At 39.3% G+C, this 24,315-nt stretch carries 22 protein-coding genes and 1 other RNA gene; 18 read left to right on the forward strand and 5 right to left on the reverse strand.

The genetic code is table 11. The features are described 5' to 3' along the window. Nucleotides 1-71 precede the first annotated feature (71 nt). The 10 genes from ffs to E7K77_RS07485 all read left to right on the forward strand — a co-directional run bounded on the left by ffs (nucleotide 72) and on the right by E7K77_RS07485 (nucleotide 11,307). An RNA gene (gene ffs / locus E7K77_RS07440) (signal recognition particle sRNA small type) lies at nucleotides 72-171 on the forward strand. A gap of 256 nt (nucleotides 172-427) precedes the next feature. Next, nucleotides 428-3,115, forward strand: coding sequence for a DNA polymerase III subunit gamma/tau (dnaX, locus tag E7K77_RS07445; protein WP_316703841.1), 2,688 nt, complete (start codon nucleotides 428-430; stop codon nucleotides 3,113-3,115). 140 nt (nucleotides 3,116-3,255) lie between these two features. Continuing rightward, complete coding sequence (locus E7K77_RS07450) at nucleotides 3,256-3,585, forward strand: YbaB/EbfC family nucleoid-associated protein (protein WP_008714816.1); 330 nt, start codon at nucleotides 3,256-3,258, stop codon at nucleotides 3,583-3,585. After that, on the forward strand, nucleotides 3,586-4,182 hold the full coding sequence (gene recR / locus E7K77_RS07455) for a recombination mediator RecR (RefSeq protein WP_004694915.1): 597 nt from the start codon (nucleotides 3,586-3,588) through the stop codon (nucleotides 4,180-4,182). A 4-nt stretch (nucleotides 4,183-4,186) separates the two neighbouring features. Further along, entirely contained in the window at nucleotides 4,187-4,438 is a 252-nt protein-coding gene (locus E7K77_RS07460; RefSeq protein WP_008714821.1) for a hypothetical protein, read from the forward strand. Nucleotides 4,439-4,450: 12 nt separating this feature from the next. Next, entirely contained in the window at nucleotides 4,451-7,039 is a 2,589-nt protein-coding gene (locus E7K77_RS07465; protein WP_316703839.1) for a 3'-5' exonuclease, read from the forward strand. Beyond that, the gene (locus E7K77_RS07470; protein WP_174892375.1) at nucleotides 7,039-8,157 is read left to right on the forward strand and encodes an RluA family pseudouridine synthase; all 1,119 of its coding nucleotides are present in this window, start codon (nucleotides 7,039-7,041) and stop codon (nucleotides 8,155-8,157) included. Before E7K77_RS07465 ends, E7K77_RS07470 begins: the two co-directional genes overlap by 1 nt. 260 nt (nucleotides 8,158-8,417) lie before the next feature. Beyond that, nucleotides 8,418-9,542 carry a cation diffusion facilitator family transporter gene (locus tag E7K77_RS07475; RefSeq protein ID WP_287508100.1) on the forward strand — a complete coding sequence of 375 codons (1,125 nt, stop codon included), beginning with the start codon at nucleotides 8,418-8,420 and terminating at the stop codon, nucleotides 9,540-9,542. A gap of 207 nt (nucleotides 9,543-9,749) precedes the next feature. Continuing rightward, complete coding sequence (locus E7K77_RS07480) at nucleotides 9,750-10,640, forward strand: hypothetical protein (RefSeq protein ID WP_008714828.1); 891 nt, start codon at nucleotides 9,750-9,752, stop codon at nucleotides 10,638-10,640. A gap of 94 nt (nucleotides 10,641-10,734) precedes the next feature. Continuing rightward, nucleotides 10,735-11,307: an immunity protein YezG family protein gene (locus E7K77_RS07485; protein WP_287508098.1), complete on the forward strand. Its 573-nt coding sequence runs from the start codon at nucleotides 10,735-10,737 to the stop codon at nucleotides 11,305-11,307. Nucleotides 11,308-11,340: 33 nt separating this feature from the next. Here E7K77_RS07485 and E7K77_RS07490 read toward each other — a convergent pair whose 3' ends face one another. Next, nucleotides 11,341-12,783 carry an amino acid permease gene (locus E7K77_RS07490; RefSeq protein WP_004694928.1) on the reverse strand — a complete coding sequence of 481 codons (1,443 nt, stop codon included), beginning with the start codon at nucleotides 12,781-12,783 and terminating at the stop codon, nucleotides 11,341-11,343. Nucleotides 12,784-13,065: 282 nt separating this feature from the next. On the opposite strand from E7K77_RS07490, the gene E7K77_RS07495 reads away from it, so the two are divergent. From E7K77_RS07495 to E7K77_RS07515, 5 genes are all read left to right on the forward strand, one after another. Next, entirely contained in the window at nucleotides 13,066-13,473 is a 408-nt protein-coding gene (locus E7K77_RS07495) for a polyketide cyclase (protein WP_287508097.1), read from the forward strand. A gap of 66 nt (nucleotides 13,474-13,539) precedes the next feature. Then, complete coding sequence (locus E7K77_RS07500) at nucleotides 13,540-13,929, forward strand: MarR family winged helix-turn-helix transcriptional regulator (RefSeq protein WP_287508095.1); 390 nt, start codon at nucleotides 13,540-13,542, stop codon at nucleotides 13,927-13,929. 35 nt (nucleotides 13,930-13,964) lie between these two features. Continuing rightward, the gene (locus E7K77_RS07505) at nucleotides 13,965-14,477 is read left to right on the forward strand and encodes a pyridoxamine 5'-phosphate oxidase family protein (RefSeq protein WP_004694934.1); all 513 of its coding nucleotides are present in this window, start codon (nucleotides 13,965-13,967) and stop codon (nucleotides 14,475-14,477) included. A gap of 238 nt (nucleotides 14,478-14,715) precedes the next feature. Beyond that, nucleotides 14,716-15,477 (forward strand): hypothetical protein, encoded by a 762-nt coding sequence (locus E7K77_RS07510; protein ID WP_287508093.1) that lies wholly within the window; start codon nucleotides 14,716-14,718, stop codon nucleotides 15,475-15,477. Nucleotides 15,478-15,607: 130 nt separating this feature from the next. Continuing rightward, nucleotides 15,608-16,915, forward strand: a complete 1,308-nt coding sequence (locus E7K77_RS07515) for a hypothetical protein (RefSeq protein WP_287508090.1) — start codon at nucleotides 15,608-15,610, stop codon at nucleotides 16,913-16,915. A 248-nt stretch (nucleotides 16,916-17,163) separates the two neighbouring features. Here the strand turns inward: E7K77_RS07515 and E7K77_RS07520 are convergent, their stop codons facing one another. Then, nucleotides 17,164-18,531, reverse strand: a complete 1,368-nt coding sequence (locus tag E7K77_RS07520; RefSeq protein ID WP_287508088.1) for an NCS2 family permease — start codon at nucleotides 18,529-18,531, stop codon at nucleotides 17,164-17,166. A gap of 146 nt (nucleotides 18,532-18,677) precedes the next feature. Here E7K77_RS07520 and E7K77_RS07525 point away from each other — a divergent pair, with 146 nt between their 5' ends. The 3 genes from E7K77_RS07525 (at nucleotide 18,678) to aroD (ending at nucleotide 21,709) form a co-directional block, all read left to right on the forward strand. Then, nucleotides 18,678-19,097: an RrF2 family transcriptional regulator gene (locus E7K77_RS07525; protein WP_004694942.1), complete on the forward strand. Its 420-nt coding sequence runs from the start codon at nucleotides 18,678-18,680 to the stop codon at nucleotides 19,095-19,097. 261 nt (nucleotides 19,098-19,358) lie between these two features. Then, on the forward strand, nucleotides 19,359-20,603 hold the full coding sequence (locus E7K77_RS07530; protein WP_038125678.1) for an MFS transporter: 1,245 nt from the start codon (nucleotides 19,359-19,361) through the stop codon (nucleotides 20,601-20,603). 311 nt (nucleotides 20,604-20,914) lie between these two features. Continuing rightward, nucleotides 20,915-21,709, forward strand: coding sequence for a type I 3-dehydroquinate dehydratase (gene aroD / locus E7K77_RS07535; protein ID WP_008714845.1), 795 nt, complete (start codon nucleotides 20,915-20,917; stop codon nucleotides 21,707-21,709). 24 nt (nucleotides 21,710-21,733) lie between these two features. Here the strand turns inward: aroD and E7K77_RS07540 are convergent, their stop codons facing one another. The 3 genes from E7K77_RS07540 to E7K77_RS07550 all read right to left on the reverse strand — a co-directional run bounded on the left by E7K77_RS07540 (nucleotide 21,734) and on the right by E7K77_RS07550 (nucleotide 24,233). Then, complete coding sequence (locus tag E7K77_RS07540) at nucleotides 21,734-22,036, reverse strand: type II toxin-antitoxin system RelE/ParE family toxin (RefSeq protein ID WP_008602295.1); 303 nt, start codon at nucleotides 22,034-22,036, stop codon at nucleotides 21,734-21,736. Nucleotides 22,037-22,051: 15 nt separating this feature from the next. Continuing rightward, entirely contained in the window at nucleotides 22,052-22,657 is a 606-nt protein-coding gene (locus E7K77_RS07545; RefSeq protein ID WP_004694948.1) for a type II toxin-antitoxin system RelB/DinJ family antitoxin, read from the reverse strand. Between the two features lie 340 nt (nucleotides 22,658-22,997). Continuing rightward, nucleotides 22,998-24,233, reverse strand: coding sequence for a shikimate kinase (locus E7K77_RS07550; protein ID WP_325306140.1), 1,236 nt, complete (start codon nucleotides 24,231-24,233; stop codon nucleotides 22,998-23,000). Nucleotides 24,234-24,315 lie beyond the last annotated feature (82 nt).

Here is a 24,315-nt window from a genome sequence, read left to right on the forward strand (position 1 = left end):
AGCCTCTATAGCTTTGACTATAGAGGCTTTTTCATGTATAATATTTATATTGCAATATTGGATCATGGCAGTTCTCGGGCCTGTGCAATGGGGGCCTGTGAATCGTGTCAGGACTGAGAGGTAGCAGCACTAAGCGGTAACCTTCATGTGCCACGGGGAACCCGGGGGCTGTCGTGATCGAGTATTGCAAGGCGGCCTGTGAGGTCGCTTTTTTTATGTCTAATTTAGGAATGTATGATACTTTATTCTGGACTATACGATGTTTTATTGTGAACCATATGATGGAATTTTGACTAGTAAATATCTACAAAGTTTATAAATAAACATATCACTTTGGAAATGTGGAGAGAACTATATTAAAGAAGTCAGATTTTCTTGAATATGGTATAATAAAGTATTGTAAGTTTCGGAAAAAGGGGGTGTTCCAATGGCATATATTGCGCTATATCGTAAGTATCGTCCGCAGACATTTACCGATGTAGTCGGTCAGCATCAGGTGTCTGATACATTGATGCGCGCTATCCGGGAGGATAAGGTAGCTCATGCCTATTTATTTGCCGGTCCGCGGGGGACTGGTAAGACGAGCATGGCGAAGATTTTTGCGCGCGCTATCAACTGCGAGCATGGCCCAACGGATCACCCTTGTAATGAGTGTAGTGCTTGTAGATCGATTTTGAGTGGCCAGTCCATGGACGTCTTTGAAATCGATGCCGCATCTAATCGCGGTATCGATGAGGTGCGTGCTCTTCGTGAAAGCGTCAAATTTATGCCTGTTGAAGGGCGTAAAAAGGTGTTCATCATCGATGAAGCCCACATGCTCACTACAGAGGCGTGGAATGCGCTTTTAAAAACCATAGAAGAACCTCCTGCTCATGTGATGTTTATCTTTGCCACTACAGAAATTGAAAAATTGCCTGTTACTATCGTGTCTCGTTGTCAGCGTTACACTTTTAGACGCATTACTTCTGATGACATCGCACAACGGTTATCTTACGTAGCAGAAAAAGAAGGCTTTGGTCTTGATTCTGCGGCGGCTCAGCTCATCGCTGTTCATGCAGACGGTGGTTTGCGTGATGCCTTGAGTATTCTAGACCAATGTGCAGGTATGGCAACGGGCTCTATTACACCGCAAGTGGTGGAAGAGTTAATCGGTCTTGTAAGTAAGGAATGGATCATTCATTTCTTAGATGCTTTGCGCAACGGAGATGGCCCGAAAGTATTATCCTACGTTCACGATGCATTGGCAGAAGGTCGCGATGCGACGCAAATTATGGAAGCCCTCATTCAACATGTGCGTGCCTTGCTCGTTGGTAAGGTGGCTCCTGATGCGGATGAGCTCAAGGTATACGATGCCTTTAAGGATGAGTTTTTAGCTCAGGCCAATACTGTTGATTTCAATGAACTTAACCAATATGTGCGCAGTGCTCAATCCATCATGAATGATGCGAAACAAGTGGACAACCCACGAACCATCATTGAAATGGGCCTACTCGTGCTTTGTGCTAAATTAGGTTCTGTTGATGAAAGCTTAGAAGACCGTGTATATGCACTAGAAAGTGCCGAGAGATCTGAACGAAACGATTTATTGAACCGCATGGCTCAATTAGAGCAACGAGGCCCCGTAGCAGCTCCAACAACATATGGTGCTAATGCATTTGTACCACCACAAGGTGGCTATGCGAATAGTTTTGTATCTGTTGATACTACTGTAACTACACAGGATGCTCCAATGAGCAGCACTCAAAATACTACTATTGATGCAGTGCCACAATCAAGTGGTGTGGGGATGACACCGCCTCCTATGAATGGGGTAGGTATGACGCCTCCACCGATGGGAGCACCAGGTAGTACACCTCCTCCGATGAATGGAGTGGGCATGGCTCCGCCACCGATGGGCGGGGTTGGCATGGCGCCACCGCCAAATAATGGGGACACGGATTCCCGAAAACCTACAAGAAACCAAGCTAAAGGTCGTGCTAAAAAAGGTGTTAGTACACAGGCCATCATTAGTGAACAAATCTTGTCTGCTCAAGAGTATCGCAATGTACAATCCAATGTGATTAAATACTTGAAGGATAGCAATCGCAATATGACCTCTACCGTTATCGGTCAAGGTCAACTTGTATATGTAGACCAAAGCAAGGCGGTCATGGCCTTTAAAAATACATTGCATCTCAATGTGATGACTAATGAAGTGAACTTGGCTGAAGCAGCTGATGCTTTCACTTATACACTGGGCTATGCGGTACACGTAGAAATCGTAGATGCCCTCACGCAAGTTTATAAAGACTATAAAAAGGCTGCTGGTAGTACCACACAACGCCAAGTAAAAGCATCCCAACGACCACAAAAACCGATGGTTGACGTAAAGACGACCTCCGGTGCGGAACCGACACAAATGGATTTGACCAATGATCCGCAAGAGAGTAAGCCTGATTCTGCGGCTGTGGACGCGGCTAAGGCTGCGGCGATGGCATTCTTAGCTAAGAAAACCGGCGATGCTGTTGCAAATACAGTAGTTAGTGATAATGCGAATACAACTACAATAGCTGCATCAGAAACTGCATTAGGAGCTGGCGTAGAAACAGAGCCAGCATCCGGTGGAGATGTGCCGATTACATCTTTTGATGGCAGTCCATCTAATCAGGTCCCTGATGGTGAAATTCCTATTGAGTCTCTAGCGGGTTCTATTGAAGGGGATAATATTCCAGTTCACTCCTTTGATGATGTGCCTGTAGATGATATGGAGGGCTCTTATGTATCATCCTTAGATGATATGCCGCCACATCCATTAGATAGTGTGACTGTTATCAGCGAGGATGGCGAAGTGTTAGAGCGTCCTATGGATAGCGGTGCGCATATCGAGGTGGAAGCTGTCCCAAAGTCTGATGGGGTTGAACCTCGTGAAGTAACCCCGCATCAAAGTGATGGAAATGCTATGCTTTCACCAGCACCTGTTGAAATAGAGGCTATTGATAGTGTTACGGTGGCTCGAGAATACGCCTGGGATCCAGAGCATATGACAGAAGAGGAACGAAATAATCCTCTCTTGGCAGAAACATTAGAAAAACTATCTGAAGACCATGACATCATCGTCGAGGTCATCGAAGAATAGATGAAAAGCAATCGTTATATAATAACCTTTGGCCTTAGGGCTATTAGGAGACATATATGTTATAAACCTATGTCATATAGTATTAATGATATGGACTTAGAATATTAGTATAGGACGATGTCCTAAAAGGAGGAAATACAATGTTTGGTAAAGGTATGGGCAATATGACTGGCATGATGAAAAAAGTTCAAAAAATGCAAGCAGATATGAAGAAAATGCAAGAAGAGTTAAAAACTCGTACTGTAGAAGCTTCCGTAGGTGGCGGTGCTGTAACCGTTGTGATGAACGGTGAAAAAATCATCGAATCTTTGAAATTGAACCCTACAGCTGTTGATCCTGAAGATGTAGAAATGTTAGAAGATCTAGTAATGGCTGCGGTAAACGAAGCTAGTAAAAAAGTAGACGACCTCTTGGCTCAAGAAATGGGCAAGGTAACTGGTGGTCTAAACTTGCCAACAGGTTTATTCTAAATGACAAACGCTTTAGAACGGCTCGTAGAACAGCTGCGCCGCTTACCTGGTATCGGTTCTAAGTCGGCTAGACGCTTGGCTTATCATTTGGTAGAAATGCCGAAGGAAGAGGTAGACCGCCTCGTGGAAACTATCGTAGAAGCGAAGGGGGCTACGCGTCACTGTTCTATTTGCTTTAACTTATCAGCTCAAGATCCTTGCGAATTCTGTAGCAATCCAAATCGCGATCAAACGACAATCATGGTTGTTGAAACATCTCGCGATGTCATTGCTATCGAGCGCAGTGGTGATTACAAGGGCTTGTATCATGTATTGGAAGGTGCCTTGTCCCCTATGGAGGGCATCGGTGCTGACGATATTCGCGTAAAAGAATTAATTGCACGCCTTCGCGATGGTGTTGTACAAGAGGTTATCCTCGCGACAGACCCGGATGTCGAAGGGGAAGCAACAGCTCTGTATTTGGCGAGATTATTAAGTCCAAGTGGCATCAAGGTAACGCGAATTGCCCGCGGTGTTCCTGTGGGTGGCGATATCGAATATGCCGATGAATTAACGCTAGGCGGTGCCGTAGTGAACCGTCAAGAAATGAAAGGATAGTAGTATGGGAGCTTTATTAGCATCACCGATTATATCGGCGGTTATTTCCATTGCTGTAGCCTACATTGCTTTCAAAGTAGCATTTTTCACCATTAAACGGGTGGCTATGAATGTTGTGATTGGTGGCTTAACCTACTGGGTATGTGTTCATGTACTTGAGATTCCAATGGATATTGGAGTTGGTATTTGGGCATTAACAGCAATTTTAGGTCCTATTCCTATGGTTTTAGCTGCTATATATTACGGCATTAAATAACAGGAGGTTTTTATGCTTATCAATCGTGAACAACAACGCGTTATTGATGAAGTGGAACAGAATATCCTCTTGTTAGCGTCCGCTGGGACGGGAAAAACGAATACACTTGCTTATCGGGTGGCTCATCTCATCGAGGGTGGCTATGCGAAGGCGGAGAATATCTTGTGCATGACCTTTACGAACAAGGCCGCAAATGAGATGAAAGACCGCATTCAATCGCTCGTAGGCAGTCCTGCAAAGGCTGTGGAGGTTAGTACATTCCACAGCTTTTGCTTTTTCATTCTCCAACAAGAGGGAAAGCGCAACGAAAGCTTGTACACGGACATGACCATCTTTGACGAAGAAGATTGCAAGGAACTTTCTGAACCGTACCGTCCTGGTAAATTGCGAGAAATGTCTTTTGCTAATGTTATCTCCATGGTGAAAGAATATCGCTCTTTATATGGATTTTATTCTGATGATTTCATAGGCGATTACAAGCGGACCATCGAACGCTTGCAGAGGGAGCAGCGTGAAGCCATTGAGCAACAGTTCTCTAGTTTTGGCAATGTCTTATACAGTGAACTCAATGATTTCTTGAACCATGGTCACGAATGGATTGCTGCGTATGATGAAAGCTTAGCTTCCGTGCACGGTCTAGATTTTACAGACCTCATTTGCGGTGTTCATCGCCTATTCCAAGACCCTGTAGTTCGTGAATGCTGGCGCAGTCGTTACAGCTATATCTCTGTAGATGAAATGCAAGATACTGGCGTACTGGAGTACAAGGTATTAGAAATGCTGTGGGAAGGTAATCACGTGCTACTATGTGGCGACTATTTCCAAACGATTTACGAATGGCGTGGCTCCGATCCGTTTCGCTTGCTCAAGCAATTTGATGCGGATTTCAAGCCTTTGAAAATCATCTTTTATGAAAATTATCGCTCTAACTGGACGCTTTTTACGATGGCTTTCAAGACCTTGCAAAATATGTTCCCCGATCTAGTTGGGTCTATCTACACTGAATTGCCTCGTGCCAATAGTGAAAGCAAGGGTAAGCCGGTTCTCATTAAAGGCTGTAAAAATAGTTATCTTGAGGGTCGATATATCTACGAATCCATCTGCGCCTTACCAAAGGATGCTAATATCGGCGTTCTCGTGCGAGATAATAAAAAGGCTCAACGATTGAGTGACTCCTTTGAACGCCTTAACGGTGAGCGTCCTGAAGAGGAACGCCGTCAATTTATGATTATCGACGAGTTCAAATTCTTTAGACGTCAAGAAATCAAAGACGTTATGGCTTACTTTAAACTGCTTATGAACCCGAATGACTCCGTCAGCGCTAAGCGCATTATAAAACGTTATGTTGCTGGCATCGGTGACGCTCGTATCGCTGCGATTGAAAGCCCTGAGACGCGTCAAGTAGGTTTAAAATTGACGGATTTCATGGATATGCCTATCTTTGAGGCGGAGCCTTATGCAAAGCTCGTAAGTGGGCTTGAACAGCACGAAGTAGTTGTTTATGACGTGGAGAGCACCGGCACAGATACGGCTCAAGACCATATCATTCAAATTGCGGCTATCCGCATCGATGAACATGGACAGGTCTTAGAGACTTTTGAACGCTTTATCAATCCTGGTGTACCTGTTGGTCAATCCGAAGAGGTACACGGCTTCTCCGATGCGTATTTACAAGAGCACGGCGAAGAGCCAGCTATAGTGTTACAAGCCTTTAAGGAATTCTCTAAGAATGCTATTATTGTAGGTCACAATGTAAACTATGATGTAAGCATTTTTACGAACGAATTGGCGCGTCATAACTTAGGTAATCCCGAGTTCAAGGCTATCTACGATACCCTCGATATCTACCGTCGTTTCTATCCTAATTTACCAAATCATAAATTGGGCTTCCTTGCGTCTGAGTTTCCTATCCACCATGAGCCAACGCACAATGCGATGGACGATATCTTAGCCACTGCACAGCTTTTAATTTATGCGGTGAAAGAAAATATCGTGCCTACTACAACGGGACGTATGGTAGCTATTAACAAATATAAGGCAGCTTTCACGAGTATCGCATCTCAAATGGCGACGTTGCGTAGAAAAGCCTATACGGAGATGCCAACGAAATTATTGGCGTACATCATGAACCAAATGGGGGTTCTAGAATACTATAAATCTTATGGAGAAGCGGCAAAGGTAGAGCATATACGCGATTTATATCGCATCATGGAAAAACTAGATACGGCTTATGAAGGGCCACCAGGACTAGCGCGGTTAAATCAAATCTTACAGATGGCGGCCCTTACGGCGGGCGAGCCTACACAACAGGTGCGAAACGAAGACCGCATTCCTATCATTACCATTCACCAAGCAAAGGGCAGTGAGTTCGATTATGTATTTTTAGCAGGACTCAACGAAGGTACGTTCCCAAGTCCTTTTGCCCTTGCAGAAGGTCGTGATGATGAAGAAAAGCGCTTGTTCTATGTGGCCATCACTCGACCTAAACAAGAATTGGCCATTACCTTTGAACAGACGAGTATAAGAGGTCGAGCGGTTCAACCAAGCTCGCTACTCAACTATATGCCACGAGACCCTGATCTCGTAGAAAGGAGATACTAATGGCGCGAAAAACACATCGTCCTGACGATATTCTGTGGACCGTGACCGCTGCAGATATAGACGCTGTGCTTAGTCAGAAATATGCAAGACAAAAGCTAATAGGTAATGGACAAGATATATCACGTAAAAATCGAGATATATCGAGTAGCAATCAAGACATGTCAAGTGGTGATCTAGAACATACTGGCGAAGCATGTGATATTTCACTCGGTGAAGTGTTAGATACTAAATATCCTCGAAAGTCCTTAGCTAAACTCTTTGAAGAGAAATTAATCCATATTAATGGGCATAAGGCTACATCAAAGGATGTAATTTCCGTAGACGATGAGATCTGGATTGCTATGGCAAAGGAAAAAATAGATCACGACCCTATCGAAATGGACTTACGCATTCTGTATGAAGATACTGATCTCCTTATTGTGGATAAACCAAGTGGTGTGACGGTAAACTCTAAAGACCAAATATCCCTTGCCAATGGGGTGGCGTACTATTTTAAAGAACATGGTATCAAGCGAAAGGTACGTTTCTTGAACCGTCTCGACAGAGATACGACGGGCTGCATTGTCATTGCAAAAAGTGGGTTAGCACAAAGTATTTATCAACAGCAAATGGATGATAATACCTTTGAAAAGTGGTATATGGCGACTGTGGAAGGCATTGTAGAAGCCGATGAAGATTCTTTGGTATTTCCTATGGAACGCAGTGCTGATGGGGTTCATTACGAAGTGAATCCTAAGGGAAAAGAGACTCGTACAGATTTTTCCGTCCTATGTAGACATTCTTCCCAGCCTGTGGATAACTCTGTGAATAAGTCTGAAAATTCTGTGGATATAGGACTAAAAAATGTGGATATAGAATTAGTAGATGTGGATAAAAATAATCCAAATGTGGACAAAACTGTGTATAAGTCCAATAAATGTGGATATACTGAGGTTTTAGTTCGTTTGTACACAGGGAAAACACATCAAATTCGAGTAGCTTTCAGCCATTTAGGGCACCCTCTTGTAGGAGATACATTATACGGTGCACAACCTACGGGACAGCCATTCCAATTGCGCGCTCAAAAGGTAGTATTTACACACATTCGCACAGGAGAGCATATTACGGTTATGGCATAATCTGATCTGGTTAACTCGTTACGTAATACAAAATACTAGTTTGTTAGTCATAAGTTTGTACTATACATTGTGAAGTCACAATACATCAAAGTTCCTAATTGAGAAATGAGAATTATTGATAATTCAGTAAAATCAATAAGTTTAAAAATATTTTTCAAGAAAAATAATGACAAATGATAATCGATAAGCTATAATATAAATAGGAGCAAATCGATATAGTTCAATTTAAGAACTATAAATCAGAATGTAAGAGGTGTAGTATGATTTTACAAGATAATGGTGCAGCACGTAATCGGGGGATTACGCTTGCCAGTATAAAAGGCATTATAGGTAATGTCGTTCTCGTTATTTTTAAAATGATTGTGGGCCTTGCGTCTAATTCTATCGCCATCATCCTTGATGCAGTAAATAACTTAACAGATGTATTGTCCTCTGTATTAACTATTGTGGGTACGAAATTAGCCGCCAAAGGGGCTGATAAGGAGCATCCATTTGGTCATGGTCGTATAGAATATATGACTACTATGGCCATAGCTTTCATCATTCTCGGTGCAGGTATTGGATCCCTTAAGGAATCTGTGGATAAAATTATCCACCCTGAGGTATCTACATTTGATATTCCAGGTCTTGTTATCATCGCTGTTGCCATCGTGGTGAAAGTAGTGATGGGCCGTTACATCAAGGCACAAGGAGAAAAATATAAATCCGATGCGCTCGTAGCATCTGGTATAGATGCCCTTTTTGATGCGGTGATTACCTTTGCTACATTGGTATCTGCAGGCTTAGTATTTTTCTTTAACTTTGATATTCAAGGTTATGTGGGCGCTGTTATTTCTGTTTTGATTTTAAAAGCGGCGTATGATATTTTACGTGAAATGTATAACCATTTGCTCGGTGTTCGAGCAGATGATAATTTAATCCGTAATATTAAAGAAACTATCGCACAGCATCCGAATGTGGGTGGTGTATATGACTTGGTATTAAATAGCTATGGTCCGGGAGAAACAATTGGTTCCGTTCATATTTCTGTACCAGATTTTATGACAATGGCAGAAGTTCATCCATTAACAAAGGGCATTGCGGTTCATCTTTATAAAAAGTTTGGCATCAATATGACTGTTGGTGTATATGCTGAAAACAAACCAAGTGTAGAAGTACTTGAAATTAGAAAAGCTCTTGATCAAGTTATTAGTTTATATACACATGTAGTACAAGTACATGCCTTCTACGTACAAGAAGAAAAGAAGGTTATCTACTACGATATTATCTTTGACTTTGACGAAGAAGATCCACATAGTACATTAGAAAAAATCAAGGCAGAAATGCAAAAACGTTACCCTGATTATACACAATTCGCTATTGTGGATACGGATTTTAGTAACTAATTTAGTAATATTGATTTTGATATTTTTGCGAATAGAAACATCTAAGTATATCTCTTTGCTATATAGGACAATTTCATAACCAATATTATAAAATTAAAGGCTTTTACCAGTAATTGACAGAATATAATCAGTCAAGAATTGGCAGAAGTCTTTTCTTTTATTAGTCGACAGATTTAGTTATACTATAGGTAAGAGAGAGGTGGTCCTATGTTGCAATGGATACAAAAGCATTATATTGTTGGTTTTTTGCTTTTACTTATCCTTATTTTGTGTGCCTTACACCTTAGTGGTACGAGAAATGAGGCTCGAATTTTACCAAAACAAGGGGTAATTATAGAAAAGGATATTGCAGTTGATATTAATCGTAATCCTACTGCGGCATTAAAGATTCTGAGTGCATCTAATTATTCTGAATCGTATACTATCGATGTATTACCCATTTTAAAACAATATAACTGTTATATTGTTGATTATCTTATTATTAATGAGGAACTATATCTACTCGGATGCTCTAATGATACTATTCCTGATATGAAGTTGTATCCACTTTTGATTTTTAAAATCAATGATACATCTTTAGTTTCTAATATTATTGGATATGATTTAGATAAATTTTCTGCTTCCTTAGATTATATAGATGGAAAAATTATAGCCTCTAATCGAGATGGAGAATATATTATAGATGCTAATTTATCTGCTTCTAAAATAGTTGATACAGATCCACGTTTGGTTCAACAAAAGAAAGAAAGTAAACATGGTATTAAAAATGATAAAGTAATATTAGACTCTCTTATTCCTAGAGAATTATATATAAATGGTAAGGTAGGAGATACTTATTTGCTCACGGTTACTCCTCTTATATATGCGAAACCAAATATGAATTTACCTTTTGATTTTTTTAAAGCTGAACAGTATTATGGTATTCCTATATATGAAAATATGATGTTGTTCTGGAATGTTAAGACTGATGAGATGGAACGCTATGAAAATCTAAAATCGATTACCTCTTTTAATATTAAATATATGGATATGAACTACGATACTAAACGTTTTGAACGATGGAACCAAATCATTAATAGTGTCAGTCCTAAAAATTAAGTATGACTTGATATTAAACTGTTTAATGAATATAATAGAATGTGTTGTATAAAATATAATTTGTTTTGATGTATCCTAACTAAGGAGAGATGGAATGAAAAAAATTGCTTTTACCGCATTAGCTGTAATGGCGGTTGTTGGTATGTTCGCGGTTCAGCCTGCAGATGCAAAAAAGGTAGAACAAGATCCAGTAGTGGCACCTATTGATATGCCTATGAATGATGAAATTCAACAGGTTAATGGTGTGTCTAAATCAACAAATAAAGAAACACGACGTTTGTCTAATAATTTAGCAGAAGCTACAAAAGTGATGATTAAAAAGAATTGGAAGACCATTTATATTAAAGCTGTTCCTACGGGAGATAAGGATGCTGTACGCTTTTATTACAAAGATAATAGAGGTCAAGTATACAATGGCCAAGTCATTAGAAATACAGGTCTATCCAAGGGTAAATATATGGCCGGTTCTTTACATCAAACAGAGGCCTTGCAAGAATTAGTTAATCACTTGCAACAGAATGATCAAGAAGTACCATCCTCTATTGATATCATAATCACTCAAGAAGGCTATCGCATTAAGACTATCTTTAATTACAATGAAGATACAAGTAACTTACCAGCATATCTACAACAATATGAACAACAAAACTTCCCGTCAATGAAGTAAAAGAAAAGCTCGTGCATAGCACGAGCTTTTTTGTTAGATTACGTAATCATCGGAATCGTCTTTTTTAGGTTTTTTGTAAAGTTCTTTTACGCCTGCCATTTCGATGAGTTCTTCCCCAAGGGCATCTTCATCGTCCGTGTTAAGCATGGAGTAGAAGGCCCAAAGAATAATAAACCAAATTGGTGTGAACAAGAGGGCAATTCGCGTATCTTCGTTTAAGGCTAGAATGGCTAAAACGAAAACGAAGAACGCGAGGATAACGTAATTCATTACTGGGTATAGAGGCATTTTAAATTTAGACTGTGCCACTACATCAGGATTTTTTTTGCGATATTTGAGATGGCAAATAACCATCATGGCCCAAATAAAGATAAAGCAGAACGTAGAGATTGATGTAATCATAACGAATACTGCTTCAGGCATTACGTAGTTGAGTACAACCGTAATCAATAATACGGCTGCCGAGAAAATCGTTGCTTGGTATGGCACACTGCTGTGAGTCAAGCGGCGCATCGAACTCGGGGCGTGACCGCGTTTTGCCAAGGCGTAAATCATACGACCAGTACTGAAGATACCGGAGTTTGTAGCAGATGCTGCAGAGGTAAGAACAACGAAGTTTACGATACCTGCAGCGGCTGTAATACCAACGGCGGTAAATACAGCCACAAATGGACTTGCAGCAGGGTTAACGGCAGTCCAAGGGTAAATACTCATGATGATGGCTAAAGAGCCTACATAGAATAAAATAATACGCAATGGAATATTGTTTATGGCCATTGGAATAACCTTTTCAGGATCTTCTGTTTCGCCAGCCGTTAAACCTACGAGTTCTATGCCTGTGAAAGCAAATACAACCATTTGGAATGATAGGATAAAGCCCATCGTTCCATTCGGAAACCATCCTCCGTAATTCCACATATTACTAAAGGCGGCGACGCCAGCATCTGTAGTAAAACCTGTAACAATCATGATGATACCGATGATGATAAGAGAGATAATAGCGATTACCTTAATCAAGGCAAACCAGAATTCCATTTCGCCGAAATGTTTTACAGCTGTCAAGTTCATTAACAACAAGACGATTAAAACGAGTAAGGCGGGTATCCATTGGGGTAGCCACGGTATCCAGTACTGCATGTAGAGGCCTACGGCCGTTAAGTCTGCCATGGCTAGTGAAAGCCAGCAAAACCAGTATGTCCATCCCGTGATAAATGCTGCTCGATCCCCTAAGTAATCTTCTACAAAGTCGATAAAAGAGTGGTGGTTTAGGTTAGATAACAGTAATTCGCCTAGTGCTCTCATAATAAAGAAGCAAATAACACCTGTTATTAGGTAGGCGAATATAATGGATGGACCAGCCAAGTGAATGGCGCGGCCGGAGCCTAAGAATAAACCTGTACCAATAGCACCGCCGATAGCGAGCAACTGTACATGCCTGTTCTTAAGACCCCGTTTTAACTGATGAGTATCAGACATAATAAAGACCTCTTTTCTACAAACTATCTATAAACATAAAAAGCCATGGATAACCATAACTTTCATAATCTATAGAATCTATAAAACTATTTTCTTATAATACAGTATCTATTCTAAAAAGTCAAATGTATTTTTACAGTAGACAAAAGATGATATGATTTTCTGATAGAGTATATCCTTATATTGATAAAAGCAAAGAATATTCTTTTTTTATGAAGTTTATTGACGAATAATATAAAATAATTTATAATAAGTATACTTATAATAAAAGGAGGATATAAAATGGAATTTAGTTTTAGTTTGAAAATAAAAGCGGCAAAAGAAGCTGTGTGGACGTATTATGCGAATATCGAAAAATGGTATGACTGGGAAGAGGATCTAAAAAATATTACATTAAACGGTAAATTTGAGACCGGTTCATGTGGTACAATGGAGCTTGAAGGTATACCACCTATGGAATATCAACTTACTCTTGTAAAACCTTTTGAAGAGTTTTGGGATAAGACTGAAACTCCATTTGGTGCTATTCTTTTCGGACATCAAATAATTGATAATCATGACGGAAGTGTAAATGTAAAACACACTGTAAGCTTAGAAAGTGAAGATAAGCAACATTTAGAATTTTTAAGTCAAGTTTTTTCAGATGTTCCCCAATCTATATTTATTCTAAAAAACTGTTTAGAAAGATAAGGTGATTGCTGTTTGTTTACATCAAAATATAAAGACAATTCAGAAAAATCAACAGGATTATTGTTCATGAGGGTGTACAATAAATGGCATTTTACTATAAAACAAGCGTTAAAAGAGTTGAACTTAACACATCCTCAATTTGTTGTTTTAGCATCTCTTGCGTATCTATCACAACATGATAACGAAGTTACACAAGTTATGATTTCAAAACTTTCAGGGATAGATGTTATGACGGTATCTCAAATATTGAGTTTATTGGAAAAACGTGGTTTTGTAGAGCGAAAAGAGCACTCTAGAGATACACGTGCGAAAGCTGTTCTTTTAAATGAAGAGGGCGGTGCAATATTACAAAAGGCAGTCCCATTAGTTGAAGAGATTGATGAAATCTTTTTCGGAAAGCTGAATAGTGATGAGGCTCAATTTAAACATCTTCTTGGCAGATTACATGAAGAGTAAGGTGTATTAATTTTCCGATTCTTGTGGAGGCTATTATGAGACGTCAAGATCGTATGGTTACAAATATAGATGAAATTAAGGGCATTTTAAGTAGCACTCGCATCATTCACTTAGGTATGATGGATGGTGATTATCCTTACGTGGTACCTTTACATTTCGGTTATGAAATTGTAGATGATATACTCTACATCTATGTACATGGCTATCATGAGGGGAAGAAGTTTAATTTGATTAAAGTGAACCCCCATGTATTTATCGAAATTGACGGTAATGATGAGGCCCTCGTATCAGGTGGAGATATTCCTTGTAAATATAGCTCAGTTTATTCTAGTGTGATGGGCCGAGGAGAGGCTACCTACTTAGAGCGTGTTGATGAAAAGGATCATGGTTTACAAGTATTAATGAAGCATCAGACTGGTCGAGAATTTCCCTTTACTGATGCCATGGTAAACTCTGTGGGCGTCGTTCAAATTAAAGTTGTAGACTATACCGCAAAGAGACGAAGACAGCTTGAACAAGATATTATTATGCCTCCATTAACTAAATAATAACAAAACATCCTATTGAACTCTATTGTAATATAGCGTTTAGTAGGATGTTTTATTATGTATAACTAGTTAGAATTAAAGCAGCTAATGGCTCATAACTATACTTTCACAATAGGAAAGATAAAAGTTTTATGAAGTAGCTAGGGCAACAGAATCGGCAGCATGTTTTTGATATAAATAAGAAAATATATCATTATATGTGTAAAGTATATATCAATTTTTTATAAAAGGAGAGATCATGAAGAAGCTTCTATTTAAGTCCGTTTTGTCTGCTATGGCTGTAGGATTATTGTGTGCAGGATATGTTTCAGCTGATGTTGTTAATGATTCAATATCTACCGATAATGTTGGTGTTTCCGCTGCCGTTACATTTGATATGCCTAGAGTTCATCCTGATTCAGCAATCAAAGCATTACCAAGAAAGACTTTATTAGAGTGGCCTATGAAAACGCAAGAAGGGGCTCGTAATTGGAAAGGAATAGTAGAAGCTGCACAGCAACTGCCGTATGAGGTTAAGGCACCTAGTTATATACCTTATGGTTATCAACTCTATACAGCGCGTCAAGATCAAAATGATGTATTAGAGGTTGTATATTACAAAAAAGGTGTGACTATCTATCGGGATGGGAAAAAATATATAGACAGTATTATGGCTTATAGAACGGGATATTCCTTGGATGCCGTGAGAGATACGCCATATATTCCATCTGAGTATGGCGATCTTGAATGGTCTAAACCAGGTGACTCTGGTGAGGTTTATTATACAGGTAATCCTGAAACACATATGGTTCGCAGCATTTCGTGGACGAAGGATGGCATGGCTTATTCTCTATTCTTCTTAGAACAGGTGAAAGAGGCTGATGCGGAATTCTATAAAGAGCATGTAGTACCGTTGAAGAGTATTGATAGCTCTCGTTATGAACTAGTTGGTAACTATCCGACAACACCTAAAACAATTGAAGAAATAAAAGAGGAACATGTAGTGCCTATGAAAGCATAGACTGGTGTGATTTATTAATGGTACGTAATACTCTTGAAAGTCAGTGATGTGAGTTAAAAAATGTAATAGATAAATGATTACTTCGGTAATATATACTTATAAATATCTAAATTTAGAGAGAGCAGAAATTATGAGATTGAAAATAACAAAATCATTATTAGCCATGGGAATATTAGCTACCGTGATAGGCAGCTTTGGAGTACAATCAGTTAGTGCGTTATCTCCTTTAGTGGATGAAAATGGACATACAGTTACCACTGATACAGTGGAAAAGAATAAAGAACTAATGAATCGCTATCGGTGGTATGATCAACTTGATAATGGTGATATCCTAGAGCGTAATATTGAGGCAACTACTAATTATTTTGGATATAATTTACAAATTCCGTCTTATATGCCTGAAGATTATGCAGTACGCGATGTAAAGTCAAGAGATCATGACGTATTAGAAATCGTGTATACGGAAACGGGCCATAATGGAGAATATGGTCAGAAATTAACCTTCTCTAATACAGATATTGTGTATCGTATGGGGTGGGCTATCGATACCGTAGTAAAGCCTATTTTGGAAAAGACAAAATACAATGCTGATGATGCCGTTAGCTTTACTACCCCTAATGGAATCTCTGTACATACTTTAGGCTCTAGCAACGATTCTGTTCAAATTGCTTATTGGGAAAAAGATAACAAAGTTAATATGCTTTACTTTGCTTCCTCAAGAAACCAAAACTATGTAAGCAAAATTGTAGATTCAGTAGGGTCGTTAAGTAATGTGGCTTCTGATGATACTAGATTACGTGGTGACCGAAATGATAAGCAAAATGTTAAAGGCAATAATGCGCAAAGTGTTAAACAAAATGGAGAACAAGATAGACCTCATTTTGAATCTATTGGACTGCCATTGCGCACACATACGAATTCTGAGTGGCCTATACTTACGAATAAATCCATCGGCTTACCAAGCGGTGTAACGGATGCATCTCGTAAGATGCCGTATGACGTATTTGTACCAAGTTACTTGCCTCTTGGCTATACATACTATGCTACACATTTTTATGATAATGATGTATTAGAAACTGTATATTGGAAGCAAGATAAAGAGTACAAAGAACATAGCGGCCGTTGGGTAAATCATGTTATGGCCTTCCGCATGAGTTACTCTAAGGATACTGTATGGCCTAAAGAATATGTTCCAACGGAATACCATGACGTACAGTGGATTGACTCTACGCCAACAGGTGATGTGCAGTATACAGGTAATTTAGATAAGAGCTTAGTTCGCAGTATTATGTGGAGCAAGGATAACATGGCATATTTCTTGTTCTTTCAAGTGCCTGTGAAAGCATCTGAAGCAGAGTTTTATAAAGAACATGTAGTACCATTAAAAAATATTGATTCAAGTCGTACAGACTTAATCGGTGTAAAAACAATTCGTTAATAAGAAACAGTAATAAGAAACTATAACTATAGCATCATAATTTGGTGAGGCTATACGATATTAGTATTTACTATAAAATAACACATAATAAAAAGAACCTATCTCCTAGATATTAGGGTAATATCTTTGGAGATGGGTTCTTTTAGTGGATGTAATTTACATATATTTTGTTTTTAGGTATTAGTGATTGTATAGCTATCGAATATAAAGTAGCTTTCACTAATAGCATAATTATGGGCATACGTTAATTAGAAGAATACATAACGGATGATAACAAGTAGTGACAATACGTACATAATCCAGTTAACTTCTTTTGCACGGCCCGCAATAATTTTGAGTAGAGGGTATGCAATAAGACCTGCAGAGATACCGTTAGCGATGCTATATGTGAACGGCATTAATACGATAACGAGGAATGCAGGGAAGCCTTCTGTCCAATCATCGAAGTCGATGTTGCGAATGGCACCTAACATGAGGGCACCTACGATGATAAGAACAGGAGATGTGGCTGCATTTGGAACCAAGGATACCAATGGAGCCAAGAATAAGCAAATTAAGAAAAGTACGCCTGTTGTGACAGCTGTTAAACCTGTACGGCCACCAGCCCCTACACCTGCCGCACTTTCAACGAAAGCCGTAATTGTAGAAGTACCGAGCAATGCACCGGCACTAACACCGATAGCATCTACGGTCATGGCTTTACCAAGACCCGGGAATTTACCAGATTTAGGATCTGCAATTTTCGCCTCTGTAGCAGTACCAATCAAAGTGCCCATAGAGTCGAATAATTCTACAAATGTGAAGGAGAATATAATCGTGATTAAGCCCATGTGAAGAGCACCAGGAATATCTAATTGCAAGAATGCTGCTTTGGAGAAATCAGGAACGGCTAATACGGTGAAGTTCTCAGGCATTGTGGAAATGCCTGTCGCATAGGAGATGATTGTTGTTACTAAAACGCCAATCAAGAGGGAACCTTGAATTTTGCGAGCCATCAATAAAGCTGTAAAGATGAGGCTGAATAGTGCCAACAATGTTTCACCACTGTGCAAATTACCGAGCGTCAAAAGTGCTTCAGATGCTGGAGGGACTAGATTACCATGTGTCTGTACGACTTGACCCAAGGAGTTTGGAGACAAACTTATGGAGATAGCCATCAAGCCGGATAACTTTAAACCGATGATAGAAATGAAAAGACCAATACCAACGGTAATGGCAATTTTCATGGAGGCTGGGATACCTTCAACGATCATTTGTCGTATTGATGTCAATGTTAATACGAGGAAAACGAGACCAGAAATGAATACCGCACCTAATGCTGTTTGCCAAGATACGCCCATACCGAGAACTACGGTAAAGGAGTAAAATGCCAAGAGGCCAACCCCTGGAGCGAGAGCAATTGGGTAGTTTACGAATAAACCCATAGCAATCGTCACAAGACCTCCACCTAAGGCTGTGGCAATGAGGACCGCATCCTTATCCATACCTGCAAGACTAAGAATGTTTGGCGCCAAGAATAGGATGTACGCCATCGTGATAAACGTAGTGATACCTGCTAAAATCTCTGTTTTAACGGTTGTACCACGTTCACTGAGTTGAAATAATTTATCTAACATTAGATAAAATCCTCCCTATATGAAATTAAAATCATACCTAAATAAAGATATTTCGATATATGTATAGTGTATCATATTTCCCACCATTTTTTGTATGAATTTGTGATATACTATTAATATATTATGAATGATATAGAGGTTAACTTATGAAAATATCTACAAAAGGGCGTTATGCCTTACGGATATTGGCGGATATTGCAGAACATGGAGTAGAAAAAAATGTACCAATTCGTGAGATTGCAGAACGCCAAGGATTTTCCGATAAATATTTAGAGGGGATTGTATCTCGATTATCCTCCGCGGGCCTTGTTAAAAGTGGACGTGGTAAATATGGAGGATATCGTTTGGTGAAATCTCCGGCTGAATACAATGTATATGAAATTTTATATGCCGCAGAGGACTCCATTGCTCTCGTGTCTTGTTTAGAAGATGATGTAGAACCGTGTCCTATGTTTAATGACTGCTTGACAGCTCCATTGTGGCAGTATTTACAAGATGAGTTCCGACATGTTATGGAACATGTTTCCTTGCAAGATGTAATGGATCACAAATTTCCTACGGAATAATTGATAGTCCGAAAACTTTAGTTTGAATAATCTTTGAGGATTACTACATTGTATACCTATATTTTAGGTATTTTTTATGGAAAGAGTCGCGTTTCGTATGCGGCTCTTCTTTATATATGAAATTAAAATGTAATAACATCTTATGAATAGTAACATAGATTGAAATCTAAGTAGAATCGTAATTTAAATGGAACTGTAATTAAAAGTGATTTATGTGTATATTAGTTTATCTAAACGATTTTATGCGGAAGGGAGGGTACCATGAGTACAAGTGTATATGATGCTCGAGGTGGCATGCGCAACGTGTGGATTATCACAACTAGTATGACGGTGCTAGCCATATGTTATACAATGATAATTCCTTTTTTGCCAATATATTTATTGGAACTCGGTGTTCCAAAGGATGATGTGGCACTTTGGTCTGGTCTCGTCTTTGGTATTACATTCCTAATCGCTGGCATTATGGCGCCAATTTGGGGCAAAATTGCAGATAATAAAGGGAAAAAGCGGATGGCTTTGCGCGCTGGTTTTGCCATTGCTGTCAGTTATGTTCTCATCGGCATGGTAACGGATCAGTATCAATTGTTAATGGGGCGTGCCTTAGTTGGGTTCGCTAATGGTTTCTATCCTGCAGCGATGACCATGGTCTCCCTCAGTGTGGATGAAAAACAGGTAGGCCGTGCCCTCGGCATATTCCAAACAGGTCTAATTTTAGGTAATGTCGTCGGTCCATTTTTGGGCGGTGCCGTTGAAAGTGTTGTAGGTATGCGCCCTGTATTTTATATATCTGGTATAGCCGTATTCATTGCTACTTTAGCGGTATTGTTTCTTGTAAAAGAACCAAAACTAGAAGTTGAAAATACAACTTCTAAGGAGCAGTCCAAACAGCCGGTAAAAGCTACATCCTTGCGAGAAGATTTTAAGTCGGTTCAAGAACAACCTGTATTAGTAAGACTTTTATGGATTTACTTCTTTATGCAATGTGTCATCATGATGCTACAGCCTATTTTGGCGCTTTATGTAGGTGATATGCAAGGCACTATGGAAGGGGCAGCCATCATTTCAGGTACAATCCTCAGTATCGGTGGTTTAGCCGGTTCCTTAACGACCAATATATGGGTGCGCCTCGGTGAGCGTCGTGGGTACTTTAGAACCATTTCCTACTGTATGCTTGGTAGTGGTGTTGTTCTCTTACTTCAAAGCTTACCAGTAGGTATTTGGTGGTTTGGTGTACTACAAGTGCTAATTGGTTCTTGTATTGTGGGCATCAACCCATCTTTGAGTGCAGCCGTAACTCTTAATACAGAACCAGGCTTTAGAGGTCGCATGTTTGGTATGACGACGACGGCTCAACAATTCGGTTCTATGGTAGGGCCTGTGTTCGCAAGTATTGTATCTACCTACATTGGGATATCCTATGTATTTAGTATTACAGGTTTGTTATTACTCTATATGGGATTCCAATCACGGAAACTATCCGTACAACATGATAAATATAGTGTGTGAATTAGAGTCTAACAAGCTCCTTACTAATATATATTGGTAAGGAGCTTTTACTTTTTTAGGCTATTTTTATAATACGAGGCTTTCAGATACAGACCGTTTATTGGTAAGAGGTCTTAATCTAGGGTATAAGAAAAAGTGATGTTAATCGTTAATCTAAGAATACTGTTTTAGTGCATAATAGTAGGCTTTCATACGTTTTTAGTGAATAGCAATCCAATATGGGCCGATTGATTGCTTTTACAAAAATATTGGTATATAGTTAGTTTAAGGTAAGTCACTAGTCTCACCGTGTGGGACAGAAAGGAGTTATTATGGTCCGTATCGGTCATACTGTACTCGGAGAAAAGGGTACAAAAATATGCGTGCCTATTGTGGGCACAACAATGAAAGAGATTCTGGATGCCACCGCAGTAGCATGTAATACACCGTGTCACATAGTAGAGCTACGCATTGACTATTTCGAGCGGGCCCACTCCATTGATGCTATTATTGAACTATTAATGCTCATCAAGCCACAACTGAAAGGTCGTGGATTGCTCTTTACATGGCGCACAAAAGGTGAAGGTGGGGAAAGAACGATTTCTACACAAGATTACTTTACAATGCTAGAACGTTTGATTCCTACAGGATTGGTGGATGCTATCGATATTGAGCTGTTTTTTGATCAAGATAGAATGCTTAAAACGATAGAGTTTGCTAAGATTCATGGAATCACTATTATCATGAGCAACCATGATTTCCATTGTACGCCGAGTCGTGAAGTCATTGTAAATCGACTTATTCAAATGAAAGAGTTCTTGGCCGATGTGCCAAAAATTGCCGTTATGCCTCACACAACTGGTGATGTATTGACGCTACTTGAAGCAACGGCTGAAGTGAAAGCTTTGTATCCTTCGGATCCAATTATTACGATGGCAATGGGAGAACTAGGTGCTGTTACACGCACTGCAGGTGCTCTATTTGGAAATGCCATGACCTTTGCCTCTGCTGGTAAAGCATCGGCACCAGGGCAAATCGATGTACATGCTTTAAAACGAATTCTAGATACCATAGATGTAGATGGTGTATTTGACGAACAACAACATAAACGCGTAAAAGTGCATTAAAAAAGTCGGCGAAAGCCGACTTTTTTATATGTTTTGTATTTCTTGTAGTATATTCATTTTTGAAGGGCGGATATAAAAAATATATATGTTATTATTAATGACTTTATATAGAATAAGATATTTTTTGTATGATAATTTTCTGTAATTGGTATTACTATTTACAATAGGATAACGTTCAGGAAAGATAGCTAATGAAGAAATTTTTTGATAAATCAACTTTAATTCTTTTCTAATAAAGGAAGAATCTATAATCTGTTGTTCTAGTGAACTTTTGAGATTTACTATATCAGACTTAGCTGTAGGCGTCATAATTACTGTATACTTCATTTCAGCTCTCCAAATTTATAAATCTTCAAGGAGTTCATTAAAAATTTTTTCCGCAGGTTCACCAATTTCTTTTTCTGCTTGATTTAGCCCTAATTGTATTCTTGTAGTTAAATCTTCTTCAGTCCAGAAATCATTATTAATAGCATCAATCCATTCTGGACGGAGGATAGTAGGTGGAATATCCTTATTAAATTGTATTTGTTTAGATACAAGTGTAACTGTTTGTGACATGGTTAATCCCATTTCTTTTAGAATAGCTGTTGTTAGTGTCTTAACTTTAGGATTGATACGGATGTTAAGAACTCCTGTCTTATCGATTGTATCGAAGGATATTTCTTGATTTTCTTCTCTTGGTGTACCATATGCACCTATATGATCTGAGGCTTTTAATGTAGTTTGTGGTTGTTCATAGGTGCCGTTGTTGAGTGTGCTTGGTGTAGGTGTTTCATCTATAGGTGCCGTTGGTAATGCAATGGCAAACGGAATGCGACGTTCTTTAATGATTTGACGAAATAGTGCGTCTAACATGGAGGTATAGGATAGACCTTGTGCTTTCAATATACTGGATACTTCTTGTTTTAGATCTTCGTTGATGCGGACTTGTAGGTTTACGGTTTTCATAATGTCTCCTATTTATGGTCGTCACGTTAAGACTATTGCTTATAGAAATTTGTTCATTGTATTTTGATAGTTCCATGGTGAAAGCTATTTTAAATTCTTTGTGTAATTACATTGTAATTGCTAAAGCGATTTTCTACCAATATATATAATACATAGGAGACATAAAAAAAGCAGTAGTTACCCTGAGGATAGCTACTGCTTTTCAGTTTATATCATTGATGTCATGATATGAGTTTTAGTTTTATCTAGAAATACAGATGTAAATGCTCTTACTTTTATAGATGTAGAAGCCCTTACTTATATAGAGGAAACAATCTTATGAATACCGTTATATAAACTCTTACAATAAGCTTGCTTCAAAGTCTTTTAGTATAGCCGCCACTGTTTCTGGTGCATTGCGATTATGTTCCACGATGCATTGTGCAAAGCTTTCATACATTGGAGTGCGAGTTTCTTCGAGTTCACGTAAACGTTCTATGCCGCCACTAGATAGGACACGACCCGAGGTAGATAGCTTTTCTACAGGCTGCGTTAATTGGTAAATACGACCATTTTGACGTAGATGTACATAGTTTTTAGGTACTGTTACACAGCCGCCACCAGTGGAGATGACAAGGCCAGTTTCTGTGCCTAATTTTGCAATCATTTCTGCTTCTTTTTCACGGAATGCTGCTTCCCCTTGTTCCGTAATATATGTGGATATATCACCGATTTCTTTTGCTAACTCTTGATCGACATCAATATAAGTACGGCCCATCTCTTTGCCGATTGCCTTGCCAACTGTTGTTTTCCCAACACCAGGCATACCGATGAGGATGATATTTTCCTTTTCACGGCGCATATCTCGCAAGATTTGCTCGATTTCGTTGGTGCCAAAGCTTTCACCTTGAAAATGATTAGCTGCCTCAACGCCTTGTGCTACGAGGAAAGGTAGACCATCACAGTGTGGAATATCCATCATTTCTGCTTGTAAAAGCAAAACTGTACGGCGCGGATTGTAGATGAGATCTACAACGCCTTCTAATTTGGAAAATTGCATAATATCTATCAGGCTAGCCGGATTATGCGGATACATCCCGATAGGAGTGCAGTTAATGATAATCTGTGCTGTTTCGTAGTAATTAGGTGCATCGGTATAGAGCGGAGCTGTTTTACGGGATAGATGCGTGATGCTCTTAGCACCTAGATCTTCAAGAGCCACGTGAACGGTAGCAGAAGATGCGCCATCGCCAAGGATGATGCACTCCTTATCAGATACATCGATACCAGCGTGTTTTAGGGTGAATACAAATCCATCGTAGTCTGTATTGTAACCATGCCATTTGCCGTCTTTACGGACCATCGTGTTTACACAGCCAATGCGTTCCGCGCGAGGGTCAACTACATCGCAAGCCTCAAGGGCATTAACCTTGTAAGGGAAGGTAATATTAATACCTTGTAATTCTGGATTTGCGAAGAACTCTTGCAGTTGACTCGGTTCTCGTTCAAATAATTCATAATTAGTATTTCCCAAAGCATTGTGGATGCGTGGGGAAAAGCTATGGCCCAACGTACGGCCAAGTAAACCAAATTTCATAGGACCTCCTAGGTCAATATACACAAAATGGCTAATAGGCTGTCACCTATTAGCCATTGGAGTTTTAAAACTATATCCATTG

Source organism: Veillonella parvula, from assembly GCF_032577575.1.
In the GTDB taxonomy this organism is placed as follows: Bacteria; Bacillota; Negativicutes; order Veillonellales; family Veillonellaceae; genus Veillonella.